Here is an 18501-nt window from a genome sequence, read left to right as displayed (position 1 = left end):
TCTCACACGATGAGGAAGTCGTCGTAGGCGAGCTGGGCCTTCCTCACGCCGTCGAAGGTGATGGAGCCGCCGTCCGCCAGCTTGAGAACCGCATCGCCGGCGGCATCGTCCTTGATCATCCGATAGAGACCGGAAAAGTTCTTCTGGCCGGCGATCGCCTTCGTGATGCGCACCACGTCCCCGCCGAGCGGATCGAAGTCGAGGATCACGTCGTGCCCGGTCGGGCCGGTGCGATAGATGAATGTATCTGCACCGCCTCCACCCTTTAGAGTGTCGTTGCCCTTCAGGCCCTCGAGCGTGTCGTTGCCGCCATAGGCGAAGATGATGTCGTTGAGAGCCGTCGCCACCTTGTCACCGACAAGCACATTGGGGCTGTCGTTGCCCGAAATCGTCGGCTTGATGCTGGGAGCATAGGCCCGGATGTAGTCGATCTGGAACTCGGCCGGAAATACGGTCGTACTGTCCGGCGCACCGGGCCAGTTGCCGCCGACAGCGAGACCCGCGAGGAGGTACATCGGCTCGTTCATGCCCGCCGGCGTCGCCATGGAAAACACCTGGGTGCCGTCGAGATAATAGGTGATCGTATCGGCGGTCCACAACGTGCCGTAGCTATGGAAGCCGTCCGAGAGATCGACCCCAGTAGAGATCCCCTGCGTCTTGAAGGCATGCTTGCCCGTGGCATCCTTCCAGTGCGAGCCGACGTAATAGGTCGATGGGTCGTGGCCGAGCAGTTCCAGCACGTCGATTTCCGGCGGCCAGTTGCCGCTCTGCGGCAGCAGCCAGAAGGCCGGCCACAGGCCCTGGCCGGAGGGCACCTGGGCTGAAATCTCGAAGTAGCCGTAGGTCTGCGAGAAGGTGCTGTGGGTATTGATGAGCCCTGAAATGTAAGGAAGGCCATCCGTCAGGCTGGTGTCCGGAGAAGGCCGGGCCGTGATGGTCAGGATGCCGTCGCCAGCCTCATGGGGATCAGCCTCGATGCTGAAAGGGTCGAGATGCGGGTTCTGCTGAATCACCGCCGTCGAGCGGTCGGCAAAATACTGCATCTCGCCATTGCTGGCGAGCGAGCGCCCGCCCCACCAGTACTTCGTGCCCCAGACTGAGGTATTGAGATAGCTGCCCGTGAACTCGTCGGAAAAGGTCAGCGTGTAATTATCGAGATTGATGGCCATGGGATCCCCGCAATCGCTTTAAAAAACTGCAGGAAGCTTCCCATGCGGAATCTTACCGATCAATGAAACGGGCGGTGTAACTCGCCCGGGCCGGCGAGGTCGGATCCCTTATCTGTTCAGAGGGTTAGCGCGGCGTTGATAGGCTCCGGATCGCCACGGGCAGGGGCGGAGAGGCAGCGCTATTCCGCCGCCTGCTTCGGCCCGTATCCGAGCCTATGGTTGAGATCCTCGATCAGGTTCACGGCGGCATCCGCGATCACGGTTCCGGGCGGGAAGATCGCCGAGGCGCCGGCTTTGGTGAGCGCGTCGAAATCCTGCGGCGGGATCACGCCGCCGACCACGATCATGATGTCCTCACGCCCGTACTTGGCGAGTTCGCCCTTCAGCTCCGGCACCAGGGTCAGGTGGCCCGCCGCCAGCGATGAGACGCCGATGATGTGCACGTCGTTTTCGATGGCCTGACGGGCCGCTTCCGCAGGGGTTGCGAAGAGCGGGCCGATGTCCACGTCGAACCCGAGATCGGCAAACGCCGAGGCGATCACCTTCTGGCCCCGGTCGTGACCATCCTGGCCCATCTTGGCCACGAGAATGCGCGGGCGGCGCCCGTCGTCATGCTCGAACTGCTCGACGAGATTGCGGACCTTCTCCACGGCTGGCGACGCCATGCCGACCTCCCGTTTGTACACGCCCGAGATCGCCTTGATCTCGGCCCGGTGACGGCCCCAGACCTTTTCCAGAGCATCCGAAATCTCCCCCACGGTCGCCTTGGCGCGGGCGGCCTTTACGGCGAGATCGAGCAGATTGCCATTGCCCGCAGCACCCTGCGACAGGGCGGCGAGCGCCGCATTGACATCGGCCTGGTTGCGGTCGGCTTTGAGGCGCTTCAGCTTCTCGATCTGGCTCGCGCGCACGGCGGCGTTGTCCACCTTCAGGATGTCGATAGAGGCCTCGTCCGTCGACTTGAAGCTGTTCACACCGATGATCTTCTGGTGGCCGGAATCGATGCGCGCCTGCGTGCGGGCGGCGGCCTCCTCGATCTTGAGCTTCGGAATGCCGGCCTCGATGGCCTTCGCCATTCCCCCTAAGCTCTCCACCTCCTGGATGTGCGCCCAGGCCTTTTGGGCAAGTTCGTAGGTCAGCCGCTCGACATAGTAGGAGCCGCCCCACGGATCGATGATGCGCGTGGTGCCGCTTTCCTGCTGCAGGAAGAGCTGCGTGTTGCGAGCGATGCGCGCAGAGAAATCGGTGGGAAGCGCCAGCGCTTCGTCGAGCGCATTGGTGTGCAGTGACTGGGTGTGGCCCTGCGTTGCCGCCATCGCCTCGATGCAGGTGCGTGTGACGTTATTGAACACGTCCTGCGCGGTGAGCGACCAGCCGGAAGTCTGCGAATGCGTGCGCAACGGCAGCGACTTCTCGCTCTGCGGGTTGAAGCCCTTCACCAACTTCGCCCAGAGCAGGCGCGCGGCGCGCATCTTGGCCACCTCCATGAAGAAGTTCATGCCGACCGCCCAGAAGAACGACAGGCGCGGCGCGAACTGGTCAATGGTGAGGCCTGCTGCAATGCCGGCGCGGATGTACTCGACGCCGTCAGCCAGCGTGTAGGCGAGTTCCAGGTCCTGCGTCGCGCCCGCTTCCTGCATGTGGTAGCCGGAGATCGAGATGGAGTTGAACTTCGGCATGTTCGCGGACGTGTAGGCGAAGATGTCCGAGATGATGCGCATCGATCCTTTGGGCGGGTAGATGTAGGTGTTGCGCACCATGAACTCTTTGAGGATGTCGTTCTGGATCGTGCCCGACAACTTGGAGGCCGGTACGCCCTGTTCCTCGGCCGCGACGATGTAGAGCGCCAGAATCGGCAGCACCGCGCCGTTCATGGTCATCGACACGCTCATCTGATCGAGCGGGATGCCGGCAAACAGCGTGCGCATGTCGTAGATGGAATCGATGGCCACACCCGCCATGCCCACGTCGCCCGACACGCGCGGATGGTCGGAATCGTAACCGCGATGGGTCGCGAGATCGAAGGCGACCGACAGGCCCTTCTGGCCGGCAGCCAAGTTGCGGCGGTAGAAGGCGTTCGAATCCTCGGCCGTGGAGAAGCCCGCATATTGGCGCACGGTCCAGGGCTGGTTGACGTACATGGTCGGGTAGGGGCCGCGCAGGTATGGCGCGATGCCCGGATAGGTGTCGAGGAAGTCGAGCCCGGCGCGATCCTCAGGGCCATAGGATCCCTTCACCGCAATGCCCTCCGGCGTCAGCCACGGCTCGGCCTGGGCCTGCGGAGAGGATGCCTGGGGAGCGTCGGAAAAGGCGACGCTCGAAAAATCCGGGATGCTGGTCATGGGATGAAGCGGATGCCCTTGCCGGTGAAAACGGATCGAATGAGGTGCATTCTAGGGCATCCCTATGCGCGATGCTATCGGCGCAAGGTCTGAGCCGAGCGGAACCTCAATGTCATCCCCGGCGAGCCGAAGGCGGGGGGAGGGGATCCACTTTCACGCTCTGCAATATGGATTCCCTTCCCCTCCGCTGCGCTCCGGACCGGAATGACAAGGGTGTGTCACCCCCGTTTCTCGGCATTCCAGTAGCCGGAGCAGACCCGTCCGCCCGAGGTCGTCCAGGTGCCGCGCCCCGTAGCTCCAGACAGCCGGCCCGAAACATTGGCCCTATCCTGTCCCCGCGAGATGCTCGCGGAAACGGAGCCGTTCTGCTGCACGCGGCCGCTGACGTTGAAGTTCTCCGGGCCGCCATAGCGGGCCTGGCCGTTCTGGACGACGACCGCGTAGCGGTAGGCGCGGTCGCAGGCGCCCTGTTCGGTGACGACCTCCACGCTCCAGTTGCCGTCGAACCGGTTGGTTTGGGCTTGGGCCTGGGGAACCACTACAAGGGTCGCCATGACGGCACCGCCAAGCCAGGAAAGAACACGCATCAAACACTCCTGAAACAACATTGGGTTGGTTGAACCAACGTGGGTGTTTCGGGCGGGGTTCCTCTTCATGGCAGACGGTCGCAGGCACGAAAAAGCCGCCGCATCATCGATGCGGCGGCTCGAGATAAGCGCGGCCGGTCAGCTTTGCGCCACGCTGGAGCGCTTCTGGGCATTCCAGCGGCCGGAGCAGCCGTAGGAATCGACCTTCCAGACGCCCGAACCGGACTGGCCCGCCAGGCTGCCCGAGGCCTGAGCCTGCGCGGAGCTGCGGCGGACCGCTAGGCTCACGGAGCCGTTGGAGGCGATCTGTCCGCTGATCTGCGCCGGGGTGTCGCCGGGACTGCCGTGGTAGCGGACATTCCCCTGCTCGACGGTGATGGCATAGGTGTTGGTGCCGCAGATGCCGGAGTCGGTCACCATCTGCACCTGCCAAGTGCCGTCGTGCTTGTTCTTGGGGGCGGCCAGGGCCGCGCTTGTGCAAATCATGCCGAGGCTGAGGGCCGCAGCCGAAATCTTCATGAACGTCATAACCGTGATCCTCCCGATTGCCGGCCGGGAGGAAAATCTCAAGGCTCCGCGCAGGCCGTGTCGAGGGCCTCGGCGAGGATCTTGAGGGTATCGCACCCGGTAAAAATAAAGGTTGTGATGCCGGCCTCGGTCAGCTCTTTTTGATCTTCCCCGGGGCGGCCAGCCAGGAACATAAGTTTTGTTCCCGCCTGCTGCAAGGTCCTTGCTGTCGCAGGGGCATGAAGTTTGTAAATCTCGTCAGTAGAGCAGATGCAGCTAATCTTGGCTTTACTATCGATGAATGCCTGTTCAGTTTCTTTCTGGTCCGTTAATCCCTCGTTCATCATGGCTTCCATGCCTCCGGCCTCAAAGAAGTTCTTGGCGAAGGTTGCGCGGGCAGTGAAGTCCGCGATGGAGCCGAGGTTCGCGAGAAACACCTTCGGCCGCTCTCCGGTTTTCGCCCGGTAGGCGTCCGAGCGGTCGCGCAGGCGTTCGAAAGGCTCGGCGACACGGACCGAGGGCAGGGGTGCGACCGCCACGGCTTCCGGCGCGGCAGCCGTGGCAGCAAGCTGCGGCAGCGTTGCTCCATCAGCAGCCATCTTCACGAGAGTCGGGAAGGGAGTCTCTGCTCCCCCTTTTCCCTCCCCCTTGTGGGGAGGGGCAGGGGTGGGAGTGTGAGCGCTGGACTGGACCAGCGGAGCGCCGACACCCCCACCTCCAACTCCTCCCCACAAGGGGGAGGAGGGCTTGTCCGGCATCGGCATCAGCACCGTCACGCCCGCTTCGTTGATGTTCGGGAATTCGCTCGTGCCGGTGATCGGCTCCCTGCGGGTGGCCACGGCCTTCTCCCGCTGGGCGCGCACGGCGGCGATGCGGGCCTGCAGCGTGCCGCTCTTCAGGCTCTCCAGGATGCCGCCCTCGCGCTCGATCTCCTGGAACAGCCCCCAGGCCTTCTCGCAGAGCGCATCGGTGAGCGCCTCGAACCCGCCGGCGCCGGCTGCCGGATCGGCTACGCGGGCGAGGTTGGACTCGTCGAGCAGGATCAACTGAGTGTTGCGCGCAACCCGGCGGGCGAAGGCATCGGGCAGGCCGAGCGCGGTCGTGAAGGGCAGCACCGTGACCGCGTCCGCGCCGCCGATGCCAGCCGAGAAGGCCGCAACCGTGGTGCGCAGCATGTTCACCCACGGATCGCGCCGCGTGGTCATGCGCCAAGCGGTTTCCGCATGCAGGCGGATCGGCTTCGGCTCCAAACCGCAGGCCTGCTCGATCCGTGCCCAGAGCCGGCGCAGGGCTCGCAGCTTCGCGACGGTGAGGAACTCGTCTGCATCGGCCACGAGCAGGAAGGAGAGCGCCCGGCGTGCCGCATCGAGCGAATGTCCTGTGGCTTCCAGGCCGCGCAGATAGCTCAGGCCCGTCGCCAGCACGGCCGCGAGCTCCTGCGCCTCGCTGGCGCCGGCTTCGTGATAGGCACGTCCATCGGCCAGGAAAGCACGGCCGGCGAAGCCCTTGGACGTCAGGTGGGCGAGGGTGTCGCCCATACGCTGCGCCATCGCGTCCCAAGCGGCCGACATCCGGCCCATGGCCGCCATGGCCCCGACAGGATCGAGGCCAAGATCGAGCGAGAGATCGGAGAGGGTGTGGCCGCGCCGCTCGGCGAGCGCCAGCACCAGCGCTGCTATCTGGCGGCCGTGTCCGCCGGCATCGACGCGCAGGTGAATGAGGTCGAGCATGACGTCGTTGAGCGTCCGGTCGAGATCCTCGACGGAGTTGATCTGCACCCCGAAACCACGCGCCGCGGGAGCCTTTCCGGTGACGAGAGTCAGCGCATCGGCGCCGCCTTCAAGGTCGAGGAGCGCCAGCTCGTTCGCCTTGACCGGATCGGGATGATCGACCCGCTGCGACACGCGCCAGCGGCCAGCCTGTTCTCGCGCCACCGGCGCGGAGCCTTCCGCCTTCGGGTAGAGCGGCTGAATCGCGATGCCGTCATGGCTGCGGGCGACGAGCTTCTTCTCGAAGTCGGCGCCCTTCAGCACGCCCTCGACCAGCCTGAGCCATTGCTCGCGGGTCGCTTGCGGAAAATCGGCGGCGAGAGAGAGATCGTCCATGGAGGCCTCGTCCGGAGCACGGCTGCGCGAATGGCGCGGACAATACCGGGAGGAGGGGGCGGTGGGAATGCCCCAAAGGATGGGGATGAGACAGCGTCATCCTGAGGCTGCGCAGCCTCAGGATGACGAGCTTTGGGCGATCAGACGAACTGCGACAGACCCGGAATCGAGCCGACGATGGGGCCCATCACATCCTCGCCGGCCTTCTCGCGGCCGTAGGTGAAGAGCTCCTTGCCCAGCGGCTGCATCTGGCCCATGGACACGCCGATGCCCATGAGCTGGCCGCCGAGCGCCATCACGCCGCCGCCCATAGAGCCCATCATGCCCATGAGACCGCCGCTGGCGCCGGTCTTGCCCTCCTCGATGGCGTCCATTGCACCCGGAAGAGCCTGGATCAGCTGATTGACCTCGTTCTGGGGGCCCTCTTTCTGGAGGTAGCCGAGAATGATGCCGATTGCCTTGCGGGCGGTGGCCTGGTCGAGACCGGTCTTCTGCGTCACACGGGCGATGAGCTCTTCCATCTGATTCTCCTGAAACTGGAACGGGGCCGATAGTTCAAATCTGAACTGTTTAATCAAGAATTCCGAGAGTGGAAACTCGCGGCAACGCTTCTAAGATCCATCAAGAAAATCTGGAGAGACGCGATGCTGCAGGACGGGAAAATTTTCATCGGGAAGAGCACGAAACCCGAATATCTCGATCTCAGGCTCGCCAACCGGCACGGCCTCGTGACCGGGGCCACGGGCACGGGCAAGACCGTCTCCCTGCAGGTGCTGGCCGAGGGCTTTTCCAACGCGGGCGTTCCGGTCTTCGCCGCCGACATCAAGGGCGATCTCTCCGGCATGGCCGCTCCCGGCAACGGCAAGGAACCCCTGGTCCGGCGCGCCAAGGACATCGACGTCGAGTACGTGCCGGACAAGTTCCCTGTCGTGTTCTGGGATTTATTCGGCGAGCAGGGGCATCGGGTGCGGGCGACGATCTCCGAGATGGGGCCGCTGCTGCTCTCGCGCCTGCTCGATCTCAACGATACGCAGGAGGGCGTGCTCAACATTGTCTTCCGCATCGCCGACGAGCAGGGGCTCCTGCTGCTCGACCTGAAGGACCTGCGCGCGCTGCTGCAACTCGTCTCCGACAATGCCAGCCAGCTCACCACCACCTACGGCAATGTGTCGAAGGCTACCATCGGCACTATTCAGCGCCAGCTCCTCGTGCTGGAGAACCAGCAGGGCGACGAGTTCCTCGGCGAGCCGGCGCTCGACATCAAGGACCTGATGCGCACCGATCGCGACGGGCGCGGCATCGTCAACATCCTGGCGGCGGACAAGCTCATGAGCAATCCGCGCCTCTACGCCACCTTCCTCCTGTGGCTCATGTCGGAACTCTTCGAGGAACTGCCCGAGGTAGGCGATCTCGACCAGCCCAAGATGGTGTTCTTCTTCGACGAGGCGCATCTGCTGTTCAACGATGCGCCGAAGGCCCTGGTCGAAACGGTGGAGCGCGTGGTGCGTCTCATCCGCTCCAAGGGCGTCGGTGTCTATTTCCATCACCCAGAACCCGATCGACGTTCCCGAAAGCGTGCTGGCGCAGCTCGGCAACCGGGTGCAGCATGCGCTGCGCGCCTATACCCCGCGCGAGCAGAAAGCCGTGCGGGCGGCGGCCCAGTCCTTCCGGGAGAATCCTGCCTTCGACACGCAGAAGGCCATCACCGAACTCGGTGTCGGCGAGGCGCTGGTCTCGACCCTCGAGGGCAAGGGAGCGCCCTCCATGGTGGAGCGCACGCTGATCGCGCCGCCCATGGCGCAGGTCGGGCCGATCGCATTGACCGAGCGCCAGCAGATCATCGCATCGAGCCCTATGAAGGGAAAATACGATCAGTCCATCGATGTGGAATCGGCCTATGAGATGCTCGCCAAGCGCGCCGAGCAGGCGGCTGCCGAGGCGAAGGCAGCGGAAGGGGGTGGCGGCATCCTCGACATGCTGGGCGGCCTCTTCGGTGCCGGCCCGCAGCGCAAGGGCTCCATGACGGTCGGCCAGCGCGTCACCCGCGAGGTGACGCGGACCATCGTCAACCAGACGGTCGGCAATCTCGCGGCCGAGATCGGCAAGTCCATCGGCGGCCGCCAGGGCAGCTCCATCGGACGCGCCATCGTGCGGGGGACTTTGGGTGGTTTGTTGAGACGCTAGAGAGATGCGTCATCCCGGGGCTGCGGAGCAGAACCCGGGATCGCTGGACGAGAATGGCTCGACTCGCCCTCCTCCCTACAAGGGGGAGGGAAACACGCACCACATCCTGTACCCGATCCCGGATCTGCGCTCCGTCCGGAACGACGGTTTGGGCAGATGCCTCTTGCAGCTCACCTCTGTTGGATGCACCTTGTCGGCCGCCATACACACCAACACAGGGCCACCATGTCCCAGCTCGACCAAGTTCTGCAGCGTATCGATTCCGACCTCGATTCCTCCCTGGAGCGCCTGTTCCAGTGGCTCAAGGTTCCGTCCATCTCCACCGATCCCGCCTACAAGGACCATTGCCGCACGGCCGGCCAGTGGCTCGTCGACGAGCTGAAGAACATCGGCATCGAAGCTTCCTTGCGCGAGACGGGCGGGTACCCGGCCGTGGTCGGGCACGCCAAGGGCGACGCGAAGCTGCATGTGCTCTTCTATGGACACTATGACGTGCAGCCCGTCGATCCGCTGGAGCTGTGGGAGACGCCGCCCTTCGAGCCGCGCATGATCACGCTGCCCGACGGCCGCAAGGCCATCAGCGCCCGCGGCTCCTCCGACGACAAGGGGCAGGTGATGACCTTCGTCGAGGCCTGCCGCGCCTGGAAGGCCGTGACGGGCTCGCTGCCGATCAACATCACCTTCTTGGTCGAGGGCGCGGAGGAGGACGGCTCCAAGTTTCTCCCTGAGTTCATCGAGGCCAACAAGGACGAGCTGAAGGCCGACGTGGCCCTCGTCTGCGACACGGGCATGTGGGACCAGAACACGCCCGGCATCACTTCTTCCTTACGCGGTATGGTCTATGAGGAGATCATCGTCCGCTGCGCTGACCGCGACCTGCATTCCGGCACCTTCGGCGGCGCGGCACGCAACCCGATCCATGTGCTGTCGAAGATCATCGCGGCCCTCCACGACGACACTGGCCGGATCACCATTCCCGGCTTCTACGACGGCGTGCACGAGACGCCCACGCAGGTGCTGGAGCAGTGGCGGGGCCTGAACCTCACGGAGGAGGAGTTCCTCGGGCAGGTCGGCCTCAAGCATTCGGCCGGCGAGAAGGGCCGCATGCTCATCGAGCAGATCCAGTCGCGCCCCACCTGTGACGTGAACGGCATCATCGGCGGCTATACGGGCGAAGGCACCAAGACGGTGATCGCGTCGGAGGCACGCTGCAAGGTCTCGTTCCGCCTCGTGGGCGATCAGGATCCGGTTGCGATCTCCAAGAATTTCGAGGCCTTCGTGCGCGAGCGTATTCCCGCCGATTGCTCGGTGGAGTTCATCCATCACAAGGGTTCGCGGGCGCTCGCCCTGCCGCACGACTTCCCGGCCATCACGGCTGCGAAGTCCGCTTTGCACGACGAGTGGAAGAAGGATCCTATCGTCATCGGCATGGGCGGCTCGATCCCGGTGGGCGGAGACTTCAAGCGCACTCTGGGAATGGACACTCTGTTCGTCGGCTTCGGCCTCGACGACGACCGCATCCACTCGCCGAACGAGAAGTACGACCTCAACAGCTTCCACAAGGGCACTCGGTCGTGGGCGCGCATCCTGGCCGCGATGGCGAAGTAAGCCTGACACCAACTATCACTCCGGGGCGGCCAAAAACCGAGCCCGGAGTCCATAAACACCGGATTTCTTATAAGGGTGCTGCGGTTCACGTAGCGCCCTTTTTTCATGCCGTCAGCGGATGTGGATTTCCACGCCTTCGGCGCGGCCCTTCGGGTCGGGCTCCGCTGCGCGGCCCCGGAATGACAGTGGGAAACTCAAACCAACTGCTCAAGTGAAGAAATCACTGCGCTTGGAGGAAGCTCCTCGTACTCGTCCGGAAGGCCGAGCCGGTTGACCCAGACAGGTGTGAACCCGAATGCGGCTGCGCCGGCGATGTCCCAGCGGTTGGACGACACGAATACGACTTCGCCTGCCGTGACGGATAGAGCCTGCAGCACGAGATCGTAGGTTTGCGGGCTCGTCTTGAAGATCTGCATGGCATCGACGGACAGAACCACATCGAGATTCTCGGAAAGGTTCGCCGAATCCACTGCCGCGTTCAGCATGCCGGGATCACCATTCGACAGGATGCCTGTGTGAAGGCTGCGGGCGCGCAAGGCCTGCAGGGTCTGCTGAGCCTCCGGATAAGCATCAAGCGTGCGATAGGCTTCGAGCAGAAGCGGTCTCAACGAGCTGTCTATGTCCGGAAATCGTGCAATGGCATAGTCCAGGGCCTGTTCCGTCAATGTCCAGAACGGTTCGTAGCGGCCGGCCAGCGACAGCACCCATGAATATTCGAGCTGCTTCGTGCGCCAGATCTCCGAGAAACGCACCGCATCTGGCCCGACCTGAGCCATATGGCGGCCAACGGCCGAGTGCACGTCGAACAATGTTCCATAGGCGTCGAAGATGACGGCCTTGGTTTGGGCGGGGATAAGGCTAGGGCTGCTCATGAAGGGGAGATTTTCACTAGGCGCGGACGATGGCAAGCCGGCCAATGATCAGCCCTTCTCATGGAACCCATCACAAGACTTCATGTCCCAGCCCCGAGCCCGGCGATTGACGGTTGCAGGCGCAGGCGTTTCGATAGGGCAGAATTTCTGACCGATTAAGGATGGGACACGTGGCTTGGTATTCACAAACCTGGAACTGGTTCAACGGCGCTTGGCATGAGGGCAATCCGCCCCTGATCGGGCCGCGCTCGCACGTGTCCTGGCTCGGCTCCTCGGTGTTCGACGGCGCCCGCGTGTTCGAGGGCGTGGCGCCCGACCTCGACCTGCACTGCGAGCGCGTGAACCGCTCGGCGCTGACCATCGGGCTCAAGCCCACCATGGAGCCTCGGGCCATCATGGATCTCGTCCGCGAGGGCGTGAAGAAGTTCGCGCCCGGCACGGCGCTCTATGTGAAGCCCATGTACTGGGGCGAGGCCGAGGGCTTGTCCACCATCGCGCCGGACCCGGAATCGACCCAGTTCTGCCTGTCCCTGTTCGAGGCACCGATGCCGGTGCCGGGCGGAACCTCGCTGACGAAGTCGAGCTTCCGCCGTCCGACCCTCGAATCCATGCCGACCGATGCGAAGGCCGGCGCCCTCTACCCCAACAACGCCCGCGTGATCCGCGAGGCGAAGGAAAAGGGCTTCGACAACGCGCTGGTCTGCGACGCGTTGGGCAACATCGCCGAGACCGCGACATCCAACGTGTTCATGGCCAAGGACGGCGTTGTCCATACGCCCTATCCGAACGGCACCTTCCTCAATGGCATCACCCGCCAGCGCGTGATCCAGCTCCTGCGCGACGACGGTGTGCAGGTGGTCGAGGGCACCCTGCGCTACGAGGATTTCGCCAGCGCCGACGAGATCTTCATCTCGGGCAACTATTCCAAGGTGATGCCGGTGCTGCGCATCGATTCCCGCGATCTCCAGCCCGGCCCGTTCTACCGCCGCGCCCGCGAGCTCTACTGGGCCTTCGCCCACGACAAGGGGATCCTCAAGGCGGCCTAATGGCTTTGGGGAGTTCTTCCCCAGCGTCATCAATCCGTCGTCGATCTGTCAACGGACGGACATCGGGCTTCTGCAAGAGCAGCCTCGCTTCAACAAGCAAACGAGGTTTCCCCGATGTCCGTCCGTCTTCTCGCGGCCCTGCCGCTCACCGTGCTGCTCGGCACAAGCGCCTTGGCTCAGCAGCAATTCCCGGCCGTTCTCGCCGGCCACGCGGTTCTGCCCGCCCTGAGCTTCGTTGATGCGCCGGCGGATGCTCCCGCGGATCTGAAGGTTTCGGGCAAGTTCACGACTGGCAAGCGCGTCGAGGCTCTTGGAACGATCGAGGGCACCTCGGGCGACCGGCCGACCGGCGTAAAGCTGCCTTTTCGGGGCCAACCGCTCCAGGGTCACTCAGGAATCAAGTCCGTGGGGGACGGAACGTTCTGGGTCGTCGTAGACAACGGTTTCGGCTCTAAGGCCAACTCGCCCGATGCGATGCTTTATCTCAACCGCTATCGCGTGGACTGGAACCAGGGTTCGGTCGAGCGCCTCGAAACAGTGTTCTTGCACGATCCGGACAAGAAGGTCCCGTTCCGCATCGCCAACGAGGCGAGCGAGAAGCGCTATCTCACGGGCGCCGATTTCGATCTTGAGAGCTTCCAACCCATCGGCGACAAGATCTGGATCGGCGATGAGTTCGGGCCGTACCTGATCAAGGCCGACCGCACCGGCAAGATTGAAGCCGTCTACGAGACGCTGGTCGACGGTAAGCCGGCGCGCTCGCCCGATCACTATGCGGTCACGACGCCGGCAATCCCCACCGGCGCCGTGAATTTCAACGTGCGCCGCTCCAAGGGCTATGAGGGCATGGCCGCATCCAAGGACGGCAAGTTTCTCTACGCGCTTCTCGAAGGCCCCGTCTGGGATGCCGAGAAGAAGCAGTGGGAGATCGTCGACGGTCGCGAATATCTGCGTATCTTCGAGTTCGACGTCGCTTCTGAGAAGTGGACGGGCCGCCATTGGAAATATGCTCTCGACCAGAATGGTCTCGCCATCGGCGACTTCAACATGATCGACTCCACCACGGCGCTCGTCATCGAGCGCGACAACGGCGAGGGAACTGCGGACAGGGCCTGCCCGCAGGGCGAGAAGCGTCCCGACTGCTTCCAGGACCCGGCGAAGTTCAAGCGCATCGTCAAGATCGAGCTGTCGGACGCCAACGTGAACAACGTTGTCCGCAAGATCGGCTATGTCGACCTGATGCAGATCGCCAATCCAAACAAGAAGGCCAGGAAGCCCCTCAACGACACGGTGCTGACCTTCCCGTTCTTCACCATCGAGAACGTGGATTTGGTGGATGACCGCCACATCGTTGTCGGCAACGACAACAACTTGCCCTTCTCATCGAGCCGCGAGCCGACCAAGCAGGACGATAACGAAGTCGTCCTGCTCGACGTCGCGGACCTCCTGAAGGCGCGTTGAGCGGATCCCGGCTCAACATATTTGTGATCGTGTGAAGCGGCGGTTTCCGCCGCTTCATGCCCTAAATGGCTTCGGCATCGTGCCCCACGACGGAGCCCCCGATGCGGTTTATCCTGCGAAGCCTCGTGGCCTTGAGCCTCCTGACGGCCCCTGCCGCGGCGGAATCGGTCGACTTGGAGCTGGTTTTCGCCGCCGACGGGTCCGGCTCCATCGACAATGAGGAACTGCGCCTTCAGCGCCAGGGTTGGGCCGATGCACTGACCAGCCCCGACGTGCTCAACGGCATCAAGGACGGCCCCCTCGGGGCCATTGCGGTCGCCTTCATGGAATGGGGCGGGCCGAGCTCCCAGGTGCTGATCGTCGACTGGCACGTGATCCGCGACGAGGCCAGCGCAAGGGTGTTCGCCGACAAGCTCCTGAGCGCTCCCCGAGGCGCGACCGGCTACAACTCCATCTCCAACGCCATCGACTTCTCCGTGCGACTCGTCGAGGGCAATGCCCATGAGGGCACGCGCAAGGTGATCGACGTGTCGGGGGACGGTCCGAACATGAACGGCCGCTCCCTGGAGCAGGTGAGGGCGGAGGCCCTGGCCAAGGGCTTTACCATCAACGCGCTCGCCATCCGCCGCCCCGGCAGCGGTCGTCCAGGCGGACCCGGCGGCATGTCGCTGGAGGATTATTACGCGCAGAATGTCATCGGAGGTCCCGGCTCCTTCGTCGAGATCGCCAACGAGACGCAGCCCTTTGCGCTGGCCGCGCGCCGCAAGCTCCTGACGGAGATTGCCGGCACGGGAGGCACGACGCGCCACGCCAGCCGCTAGATGGCGATGGCTTGAGGACAAGCCTGCCTGAACTGCTAGAGTTGGCCCATGGCGAATCTCGAAGACTGGATCATCGATCAGGGGCTGCACGGGTCGGACATGGCCACCCTGCTCTCTGGGGTTGCCGAGCGGCTGGTGGGCGATGGCATTCCCCTGGTCCGGGCCTATATCGCGCTGCCGACCGTCAACCCGACGATCCGCGTCTATACCCATCTGTGGACCCGCTCCGCCGGCACGGTCGTGGAAGGGGTCTCGCACGAGCGCAACGCGGATGCCTTCGAGGTGAGCCCCTTCGCCTACATGATGCGCACCGAGCAGGAGAGCTGCCATTGGCTCATCAACGGCGCGGATGCAGACCTGTTCGGCGTGTTCGAGGATGTGAGAGCCTTAGGGGGTACGGATTACCTGGCGCGTCTCATCAGCTTCGGCAACACCAGCGCGCCCGACCTGCGGGGCATTGGGGCTGCCTTCTCGACCAGCCGTCCCGAAGGCTTCCGACCGGAGGAGATCGCCCGGATCGATGCGCTCCTGCCGCTCCTGGGCCTTGCAGCCTACCGCATGACCCTGTTCGACCTCACGGTGGCGATGCTCGACACCTATGTGGGCCTCTCGGCCGGCCGGCGCGTGCTCAGCGGGGCGATCCGGCGCGGCTCCGGCACGACCATCGAGGCGGCTTTGCTCTTTGCCGATCTCAGGGGCTTCACGACACTCGCGGACACGGCGGGTCTGGATCTGATCGCCCGGCTCGACCGGCACCTGGAGGCTATGGCGGATCCGGTGGCGGAGCAGGGCGGCGAGGTTCTCAAGTTCTTGGGCGACGGTCTCCTGGCCGCTTTCCCGATCACAGAGGAGCGGTCGCATGAGAGTGCCTGCGCGGCGGCGATCCGGGCGGCGCAGGCGGCGCTCGAGCGCAACGAAGCCGTCAACCGCGAGCACGAGACGCCGCTCAGCCTCGACATCGCGCTCCATTGCGGAGACGTGTTCTACGGCAATATCGGGGCTGCCGGGCGCCTCGATTTCACGGTAATCGGTCCTGCGGTCAATGAGGCAAGCCGCACGGAGGCCCTGTGCGGCGCCCTCGATTGTTCGATCATCCTGTCCGACCGGGTTGCCTCGGTGAGCCCGGTGCCGGTCCGCTCCCTCGGCAGCCACCGCCTGCGGGGTATCGCGGCGGAGCGGGAGCTGTTCACGCTGGCAGACGTCAGCGGCGCGACAGCCTGACGCCCAGCACCTTCAGGCCTGCGAGTAGTATGCCGCCATAGAGGAGCGCGCCGGCCGTCCCGAGGATCGCAAGCAGGATCTCGCTGTTCCAGGCAGGGAGCCGGACGGTCCACTCCGACAGCGGGATCGGGGCGAACCAGGCAAAGGCCCCCAGCAGCAGGCTTGCAACGGCGACGGCGGCTGCGGTGCGGCCCAGGGTGCCGCCCGGAGCCATCCAGTCCCGCCGCAGGGCGAGAAGCACGAGGAGACCCAGATTGACCCAGATGCCGATAGCCGTGGCAAGCGCCAGGCCGACCACGCCGTAGGGGCCGGTCAGGACGATCTTCAGCGCCACGTTGACCGCCACAGCCGTGAGCGAAGCGATGAGCGGCGTCACCGTGTCGGAGCGGGCATAGAAGCTCGCCACCGCCGAGCGGATGAGCACGGCCGGGGGCAGGCCGAGGGCATAGGCCGCGAGCACCGCGCCGGAGCGCTCGGCGGCGGCGGCATCGAAGGCGCCGCGCTGGAACAGGGCCGACATGATCAGGTCGGGCATGATGACGAAGGCCACCACGAAGGGCGCCGCCAGCGCCAGGGTCAGCCCGACGGCCCTGTTCTGCGCGCCGTGGGCGCCGGTCACGTCACCGGCGGCGATGCGGCGGCTCATCTCCGGCAGCAGCACGGTGCCGGCGGCGATCCCGATCACCCCGAGAGGGAGCTGATAGATGCGTTCGGCATAGTAGAGCGAGGCGACCGCGCCTGTGGGCAGCAGCGAGGCGATGATCGTGTCGGCGAAAAGGGCAAGCTGCACGCCTGCCGAGCCGATGACCGCCGGCCCGAGCACCTTGAAGAAGTGCTTCATGGCCGGATCGAAGCGCGGTGCCGCAATCGTCGGCGCGACGCCCAGGCGCTTCGCGGAAAACCAGACCAGCAGCAGTTCGAGCACGCCTGCGACTGTGACGCCCCAGGCCGCGGCATAGCCCGCATTCGGGAAGAGGAACGCAACCGCCAAAGCCACCACGATGGAGACGTTGAGGAGCACGGGCGCGGCGGCCGCTGCTGCGAAGCGCTCATGGGCGTTGAGGATACCCGACAGGATTGTCACCAAGGTGACGAAGAGAAGGTACGGAAAGGTGATGCGGGTCAGCGTCACCGCCAGGTCGAATTTGGCCGGATCCTCCGAGAAGCCGGGAGCGAGCAGGCTCACCACCACGGGCATGCCGATGAGGGCCGCCACCAGCAGCACAACCTGCACGATCAGCATGAGTGTGCTGATGCGGCTCGCGAATGAGCGGGCGGGCGCGGCGCCCCCCCGTTCGAGCACGCCCGCATAGGTGGGCAGGAAGGCGCTGTTGAACGCACCCTCGCTGAAGATCGCCCGAAAGTGGTTGGGGATGCGGGAGGCGACCACGAAGGCGTCGGCGATGGGACCTACGCCCATGACGGCCGCCAGCACCACGTCACGGATGAAGCCTGTGAGACGGGAAACGAGCGTCCAGCCGCCGACGGAAAGGATCTTCTTGAACATCGATCAGGCCCGGCGCAGGCGATAGGTGTCGGGAACGATGTCGCTCGACACCTCCGCCGCGCCGCCGACCCGCTCGGCCACCACATAAAGTGGCCGCCGCTTCACCTCGGCGAAGATGCGGCCGACATATTCGCCGACGATCCCTAGCGACATGAGCTGGATGCCGGAGAAGAACATGATCGACACGATCAGGCTCGGAAAGCCGGGGAGGTCGGTGCCGAACAGGAGCGTGCGGACCATGAAGAACAGGGCGGTGGCGATCGCCAGGAACGAGACCAGGAAGCCGATATAGGTCCAGATCCGCAGCGGCACGGTGGAGAAGGCTGCAATGCCGTCGAAGGCGAAGCGGAAGAGTTTGCGGAAGCTCCATTTGGTGGTGCCGAAGCGGCGTTCCTCCACCACGAAGGGTACACCCGTAGCCTTGAAGCCGATCCAGGCATAGAGGCCCTTCGAGAAGCGCGCCTTCTCGCCGAGGGTCCTGAGAGCGTCGACCCCCTTCCGGTCGATGAGCCGGAAGTCGCCTGCGCCCTCGGGCAGTGGGATCTCGCCGAAGCGGGCGAAGAGCTTGTAGAAGGCCTGGGCGAAGCCGCGTTTCGCCCGGGTCTCATCCGAGCGGTCCGTGCGCTGGCCGTAGACCATGAGGAAGCCCTCCCGCCAGCGTTCCACGAAGGCTTCGATCATCTCCGGCGGGTGCTGGAGGTCGGCATCCATGATCACCACCGCGTCGCCGCGGGCATGGTCGAGCCCCGCCGCGATGGCGATCTCCTTGCCGAAATTGCGGCTGAAGGAGACGGCCCCGATCCGGGGCTCGGTGCGGCTGACGTCCCGGATGAGGTCCAGGGTGTCGTCCCGGCTGCCGTCATCCACGAAAACCACCTCCCAATCCTGGGTGATGCGGCTGAGGACCGGCAGCAGGCGCTCGCAGAGCGGCGCGATGTTGGCGCTCTCGTTGTGGACCGGGATGATGACGCTGAGCTTGGGCGACGCCACTGGAAAAACCCTTGATTGTCGGGCCGCATCAAGAGCCGAGTTTGCAGCTTTGCTCAAGAGCCTCCGCGTAATTTTGCAGCG

14 protein-coding genes and 1 pseudogene are annotated in these 18501 nt (G+C 64.6%); 6 read left to right on the top strand and 9 right to left on the bottom strand.

Annotated features, from left to right (window positions below; translation table 11 throughout):
• Window positions 1–2: 2 nt before the first annotated feature.
• From JQC81_RS33010 to JQC81_RS08335, 6 genes are all read right to left on the bottom strand, one after another.
• Window positions 3–1169 (bottom strand): family 16 glycosylhydrolase, encoded by a 1167-nt coding sequence (locus JQC81_RS33010; protein WP_246520308.1) that lies wholly within the window; start codon window positions 1167–1169, stop codon window positions 3–5.
• A gap of 179 nt (window positions 1170–1348) precedes the next feature.
• Window positions 1349–3511: a methylmalonyl-CoA mutase gene (gene scpA / locus JQC81_RS08355; protein ID WP_203271349.1), complete on the bottom strand. Its 2163-nt coding sequence runs from the start codon at window positions 3509–3511 to the stop codon at window positions 1349–1351.
• Window positions 3512–3729: 218 nt separating this feature from the next.
• On the bottom strand, window positions 3730–4098 hold the full coding sequence (locus JQC81_RS08350; RefSeq protein WP_203271348.1) for a hypothetical protein: 369 nt from the start codon (window positions 4096–4098) through the stop codon (window positions 3730–3732).
• A 138-nt stretch (window positions 4099–4236) separates the two neighbouring features.
• Window positions 4237–4626, bottom strand: coding sequence for a hypothetical protein (locus JQC81_RS08345; protein ID WP_203271347.1), 390 nt, complete (start codon window positions 4624–4626; stop codon window positions 4237–4239).
• A gap of 38 nt (window positions 4627–4664) precedes the next feature.
• Complete coding sequence (locus JQC81_RS08340; RefSeq protein WP_203271346.1) at window positions 4665–6710, bottom strand: methylmalonyl-CoA mutase family protein; 2046 nt, start codon at window positions 6708–6710, stop codon at window positions 4665–4667.
• A gap of 140 nt (window positions 6711–6850) precedes the next feature.
• Window positions 6851–7231, bottom strand: coding sequence for a DUF2267 domain-containing protein (locus JQC81_RS08335; RefSeq protein ID WP_203271345.1), 381 nt, complete (start codon window positions 7229–7231; stop codon window positions 6851–6853).
• A 123-nt stretch (window positions 7232–7354) separates the two neighbouring features.
• Between JQC81_RS08335 and JQC81_RS08330 the strand changes: the two are divergent.
• Window positions 7355–8894 (top strand): annotated as a pseudogene (locus JQC81_RS08330) (helicase HerA-like domain-containing protein).
• Window positions 8895–9119: 225 nt separating this feature from the next.
• Entirely contained in the window at window positions 9120–10502 is a 1383-nt protein-coding gene (locus tag JQC81_RS08325; protein ID WP_203271344.1) for a M20/M25/M40 family metallo-hydrolase, read from the top strand.
• 194 nt (window positions 10503–10696) lie between these two features.
• Here JQC81_RS08325 and JQC81_RS08320 read toward each other — a convergent pair whose 3' ends face one another.
• Window positions 10697–11374 carry a haloacid dehalogenase type II gene (locus JQC81_RS08320; RefSeq protein WP_203271343.1) on the bottom strand — a complete coding sequence of 226 codons (678 nt, stop codon included), beginning with the start codon at window positions 11372–11374 and terminating at the stop codon, window positions 10697–10699.
• A gap of 170 nt (window positions 11375–11544) precedes the next feature.
• Between JQC81_RS08320 and JQC81_RS08315 the strand changes: the two genes are divergently transcribed.
• The 4 genes from JQC81_RS08315 to JQC81_RS08300 all read left to right on the top strand — a co-directional run bounded on the left by JQC81_RS08315 (window position 11545) and on the right by JQC81_RS08300 (window position 15923).
• Window positions 11545–12420 carry a branched-chain amino acid aminotransferase gene (locus JQC81_RS08315; RefSeq protein ID WP_312887493.1) on the top strand — a complete coding sequence of 292 codons (876 nt, stop codon included), beginning with the start codon at window positions 11545–11547 and terminating at the stop codon, window positions 12418–12420.
• 114 nt (window positions 12421–12534) lie between these two features.
• Window positions 12535–13881 carry an esterase-like activity of phytase family protein gene (locus JQC81_RS08310; protein ID WP_203271341.1) on the top strand — a complete coding sequence of 449 codons (1347 nt, stop codon included), beginning with the start codon at window positions 12535–12537 and terminating at the stop codon, window positions 13879–13881.
• 101 nt (window positions 13882–13982) lie between these two features.
• Complete coding sequence (locus JQC81_RS08305) at window positions 13983–14702, top strand: DUF1194 domain-containing protein (RefSeq protein WP_203271340.1); 720 nt, start codon at window positions 13983–13985, stop codon at window positions 14700–14702.
• A gap of 48 nt (window positions 14703–14750) precedes the next feature.
• Entirely contained in the window at window positions 14751–15923 is a 1173-nt protein-coding gene (locus JQC81_RS08300) for an adenylate/guanylate cyclase domain-containing protein (RefSeq protein WP_203271339.1), read from the top strand.
• Here JQC81_RS08300 and murJ read toward each other — a convergent pair.
• Both murJ and JQC81_RS08290 read right to left on the bottom strand, forming a co-directional pair.
• Entirely contained in the window at window positions 15904–17430 is a 1527-nt protein-coding gene (murJ, locus tag JQC81_RS08295; protein ID WP_203271338.1) for a murein biosynthesis integral membrane protein MurJ, read from the bottom strand. The two genes, JQC81_RS08300 and murJ, sit on opposite strands and share 20 nt — an antisense overlap.
• A gap of 3 nt (window positions 17431–17433) precedes the next feature.
• Window positions 17434–18420 carry a glycosyltransferase family 2 protein gene (locus tag JQC81_RS08290; protein WP_203271337.1) on the bottom strand — a complete coding sequence of 329 codons (987 nt, stop codon included), beginning with the start codon at window positions 18418–18420 and terminating at the stop codon, window positions 17434–17436.
• Window positions 18421–18501 lie beyond the last annotated feature (81 nt).

This window comes from Microvirga arabica, from assembly GCF_016811235.1.
Taxonomy (GTDB): domain Bacteria; phylum Pseudomonadota; class Alphaproteobacteria; order Rhizobiales; family Beijerinckiaceae; genus Microvirga; species Microvirga arabica.
The sequence above is the reverse complement of the archived record's forward strand: the minus strand, read 5'-3'. Positions and strand labels throughout refer to the sequence as shown.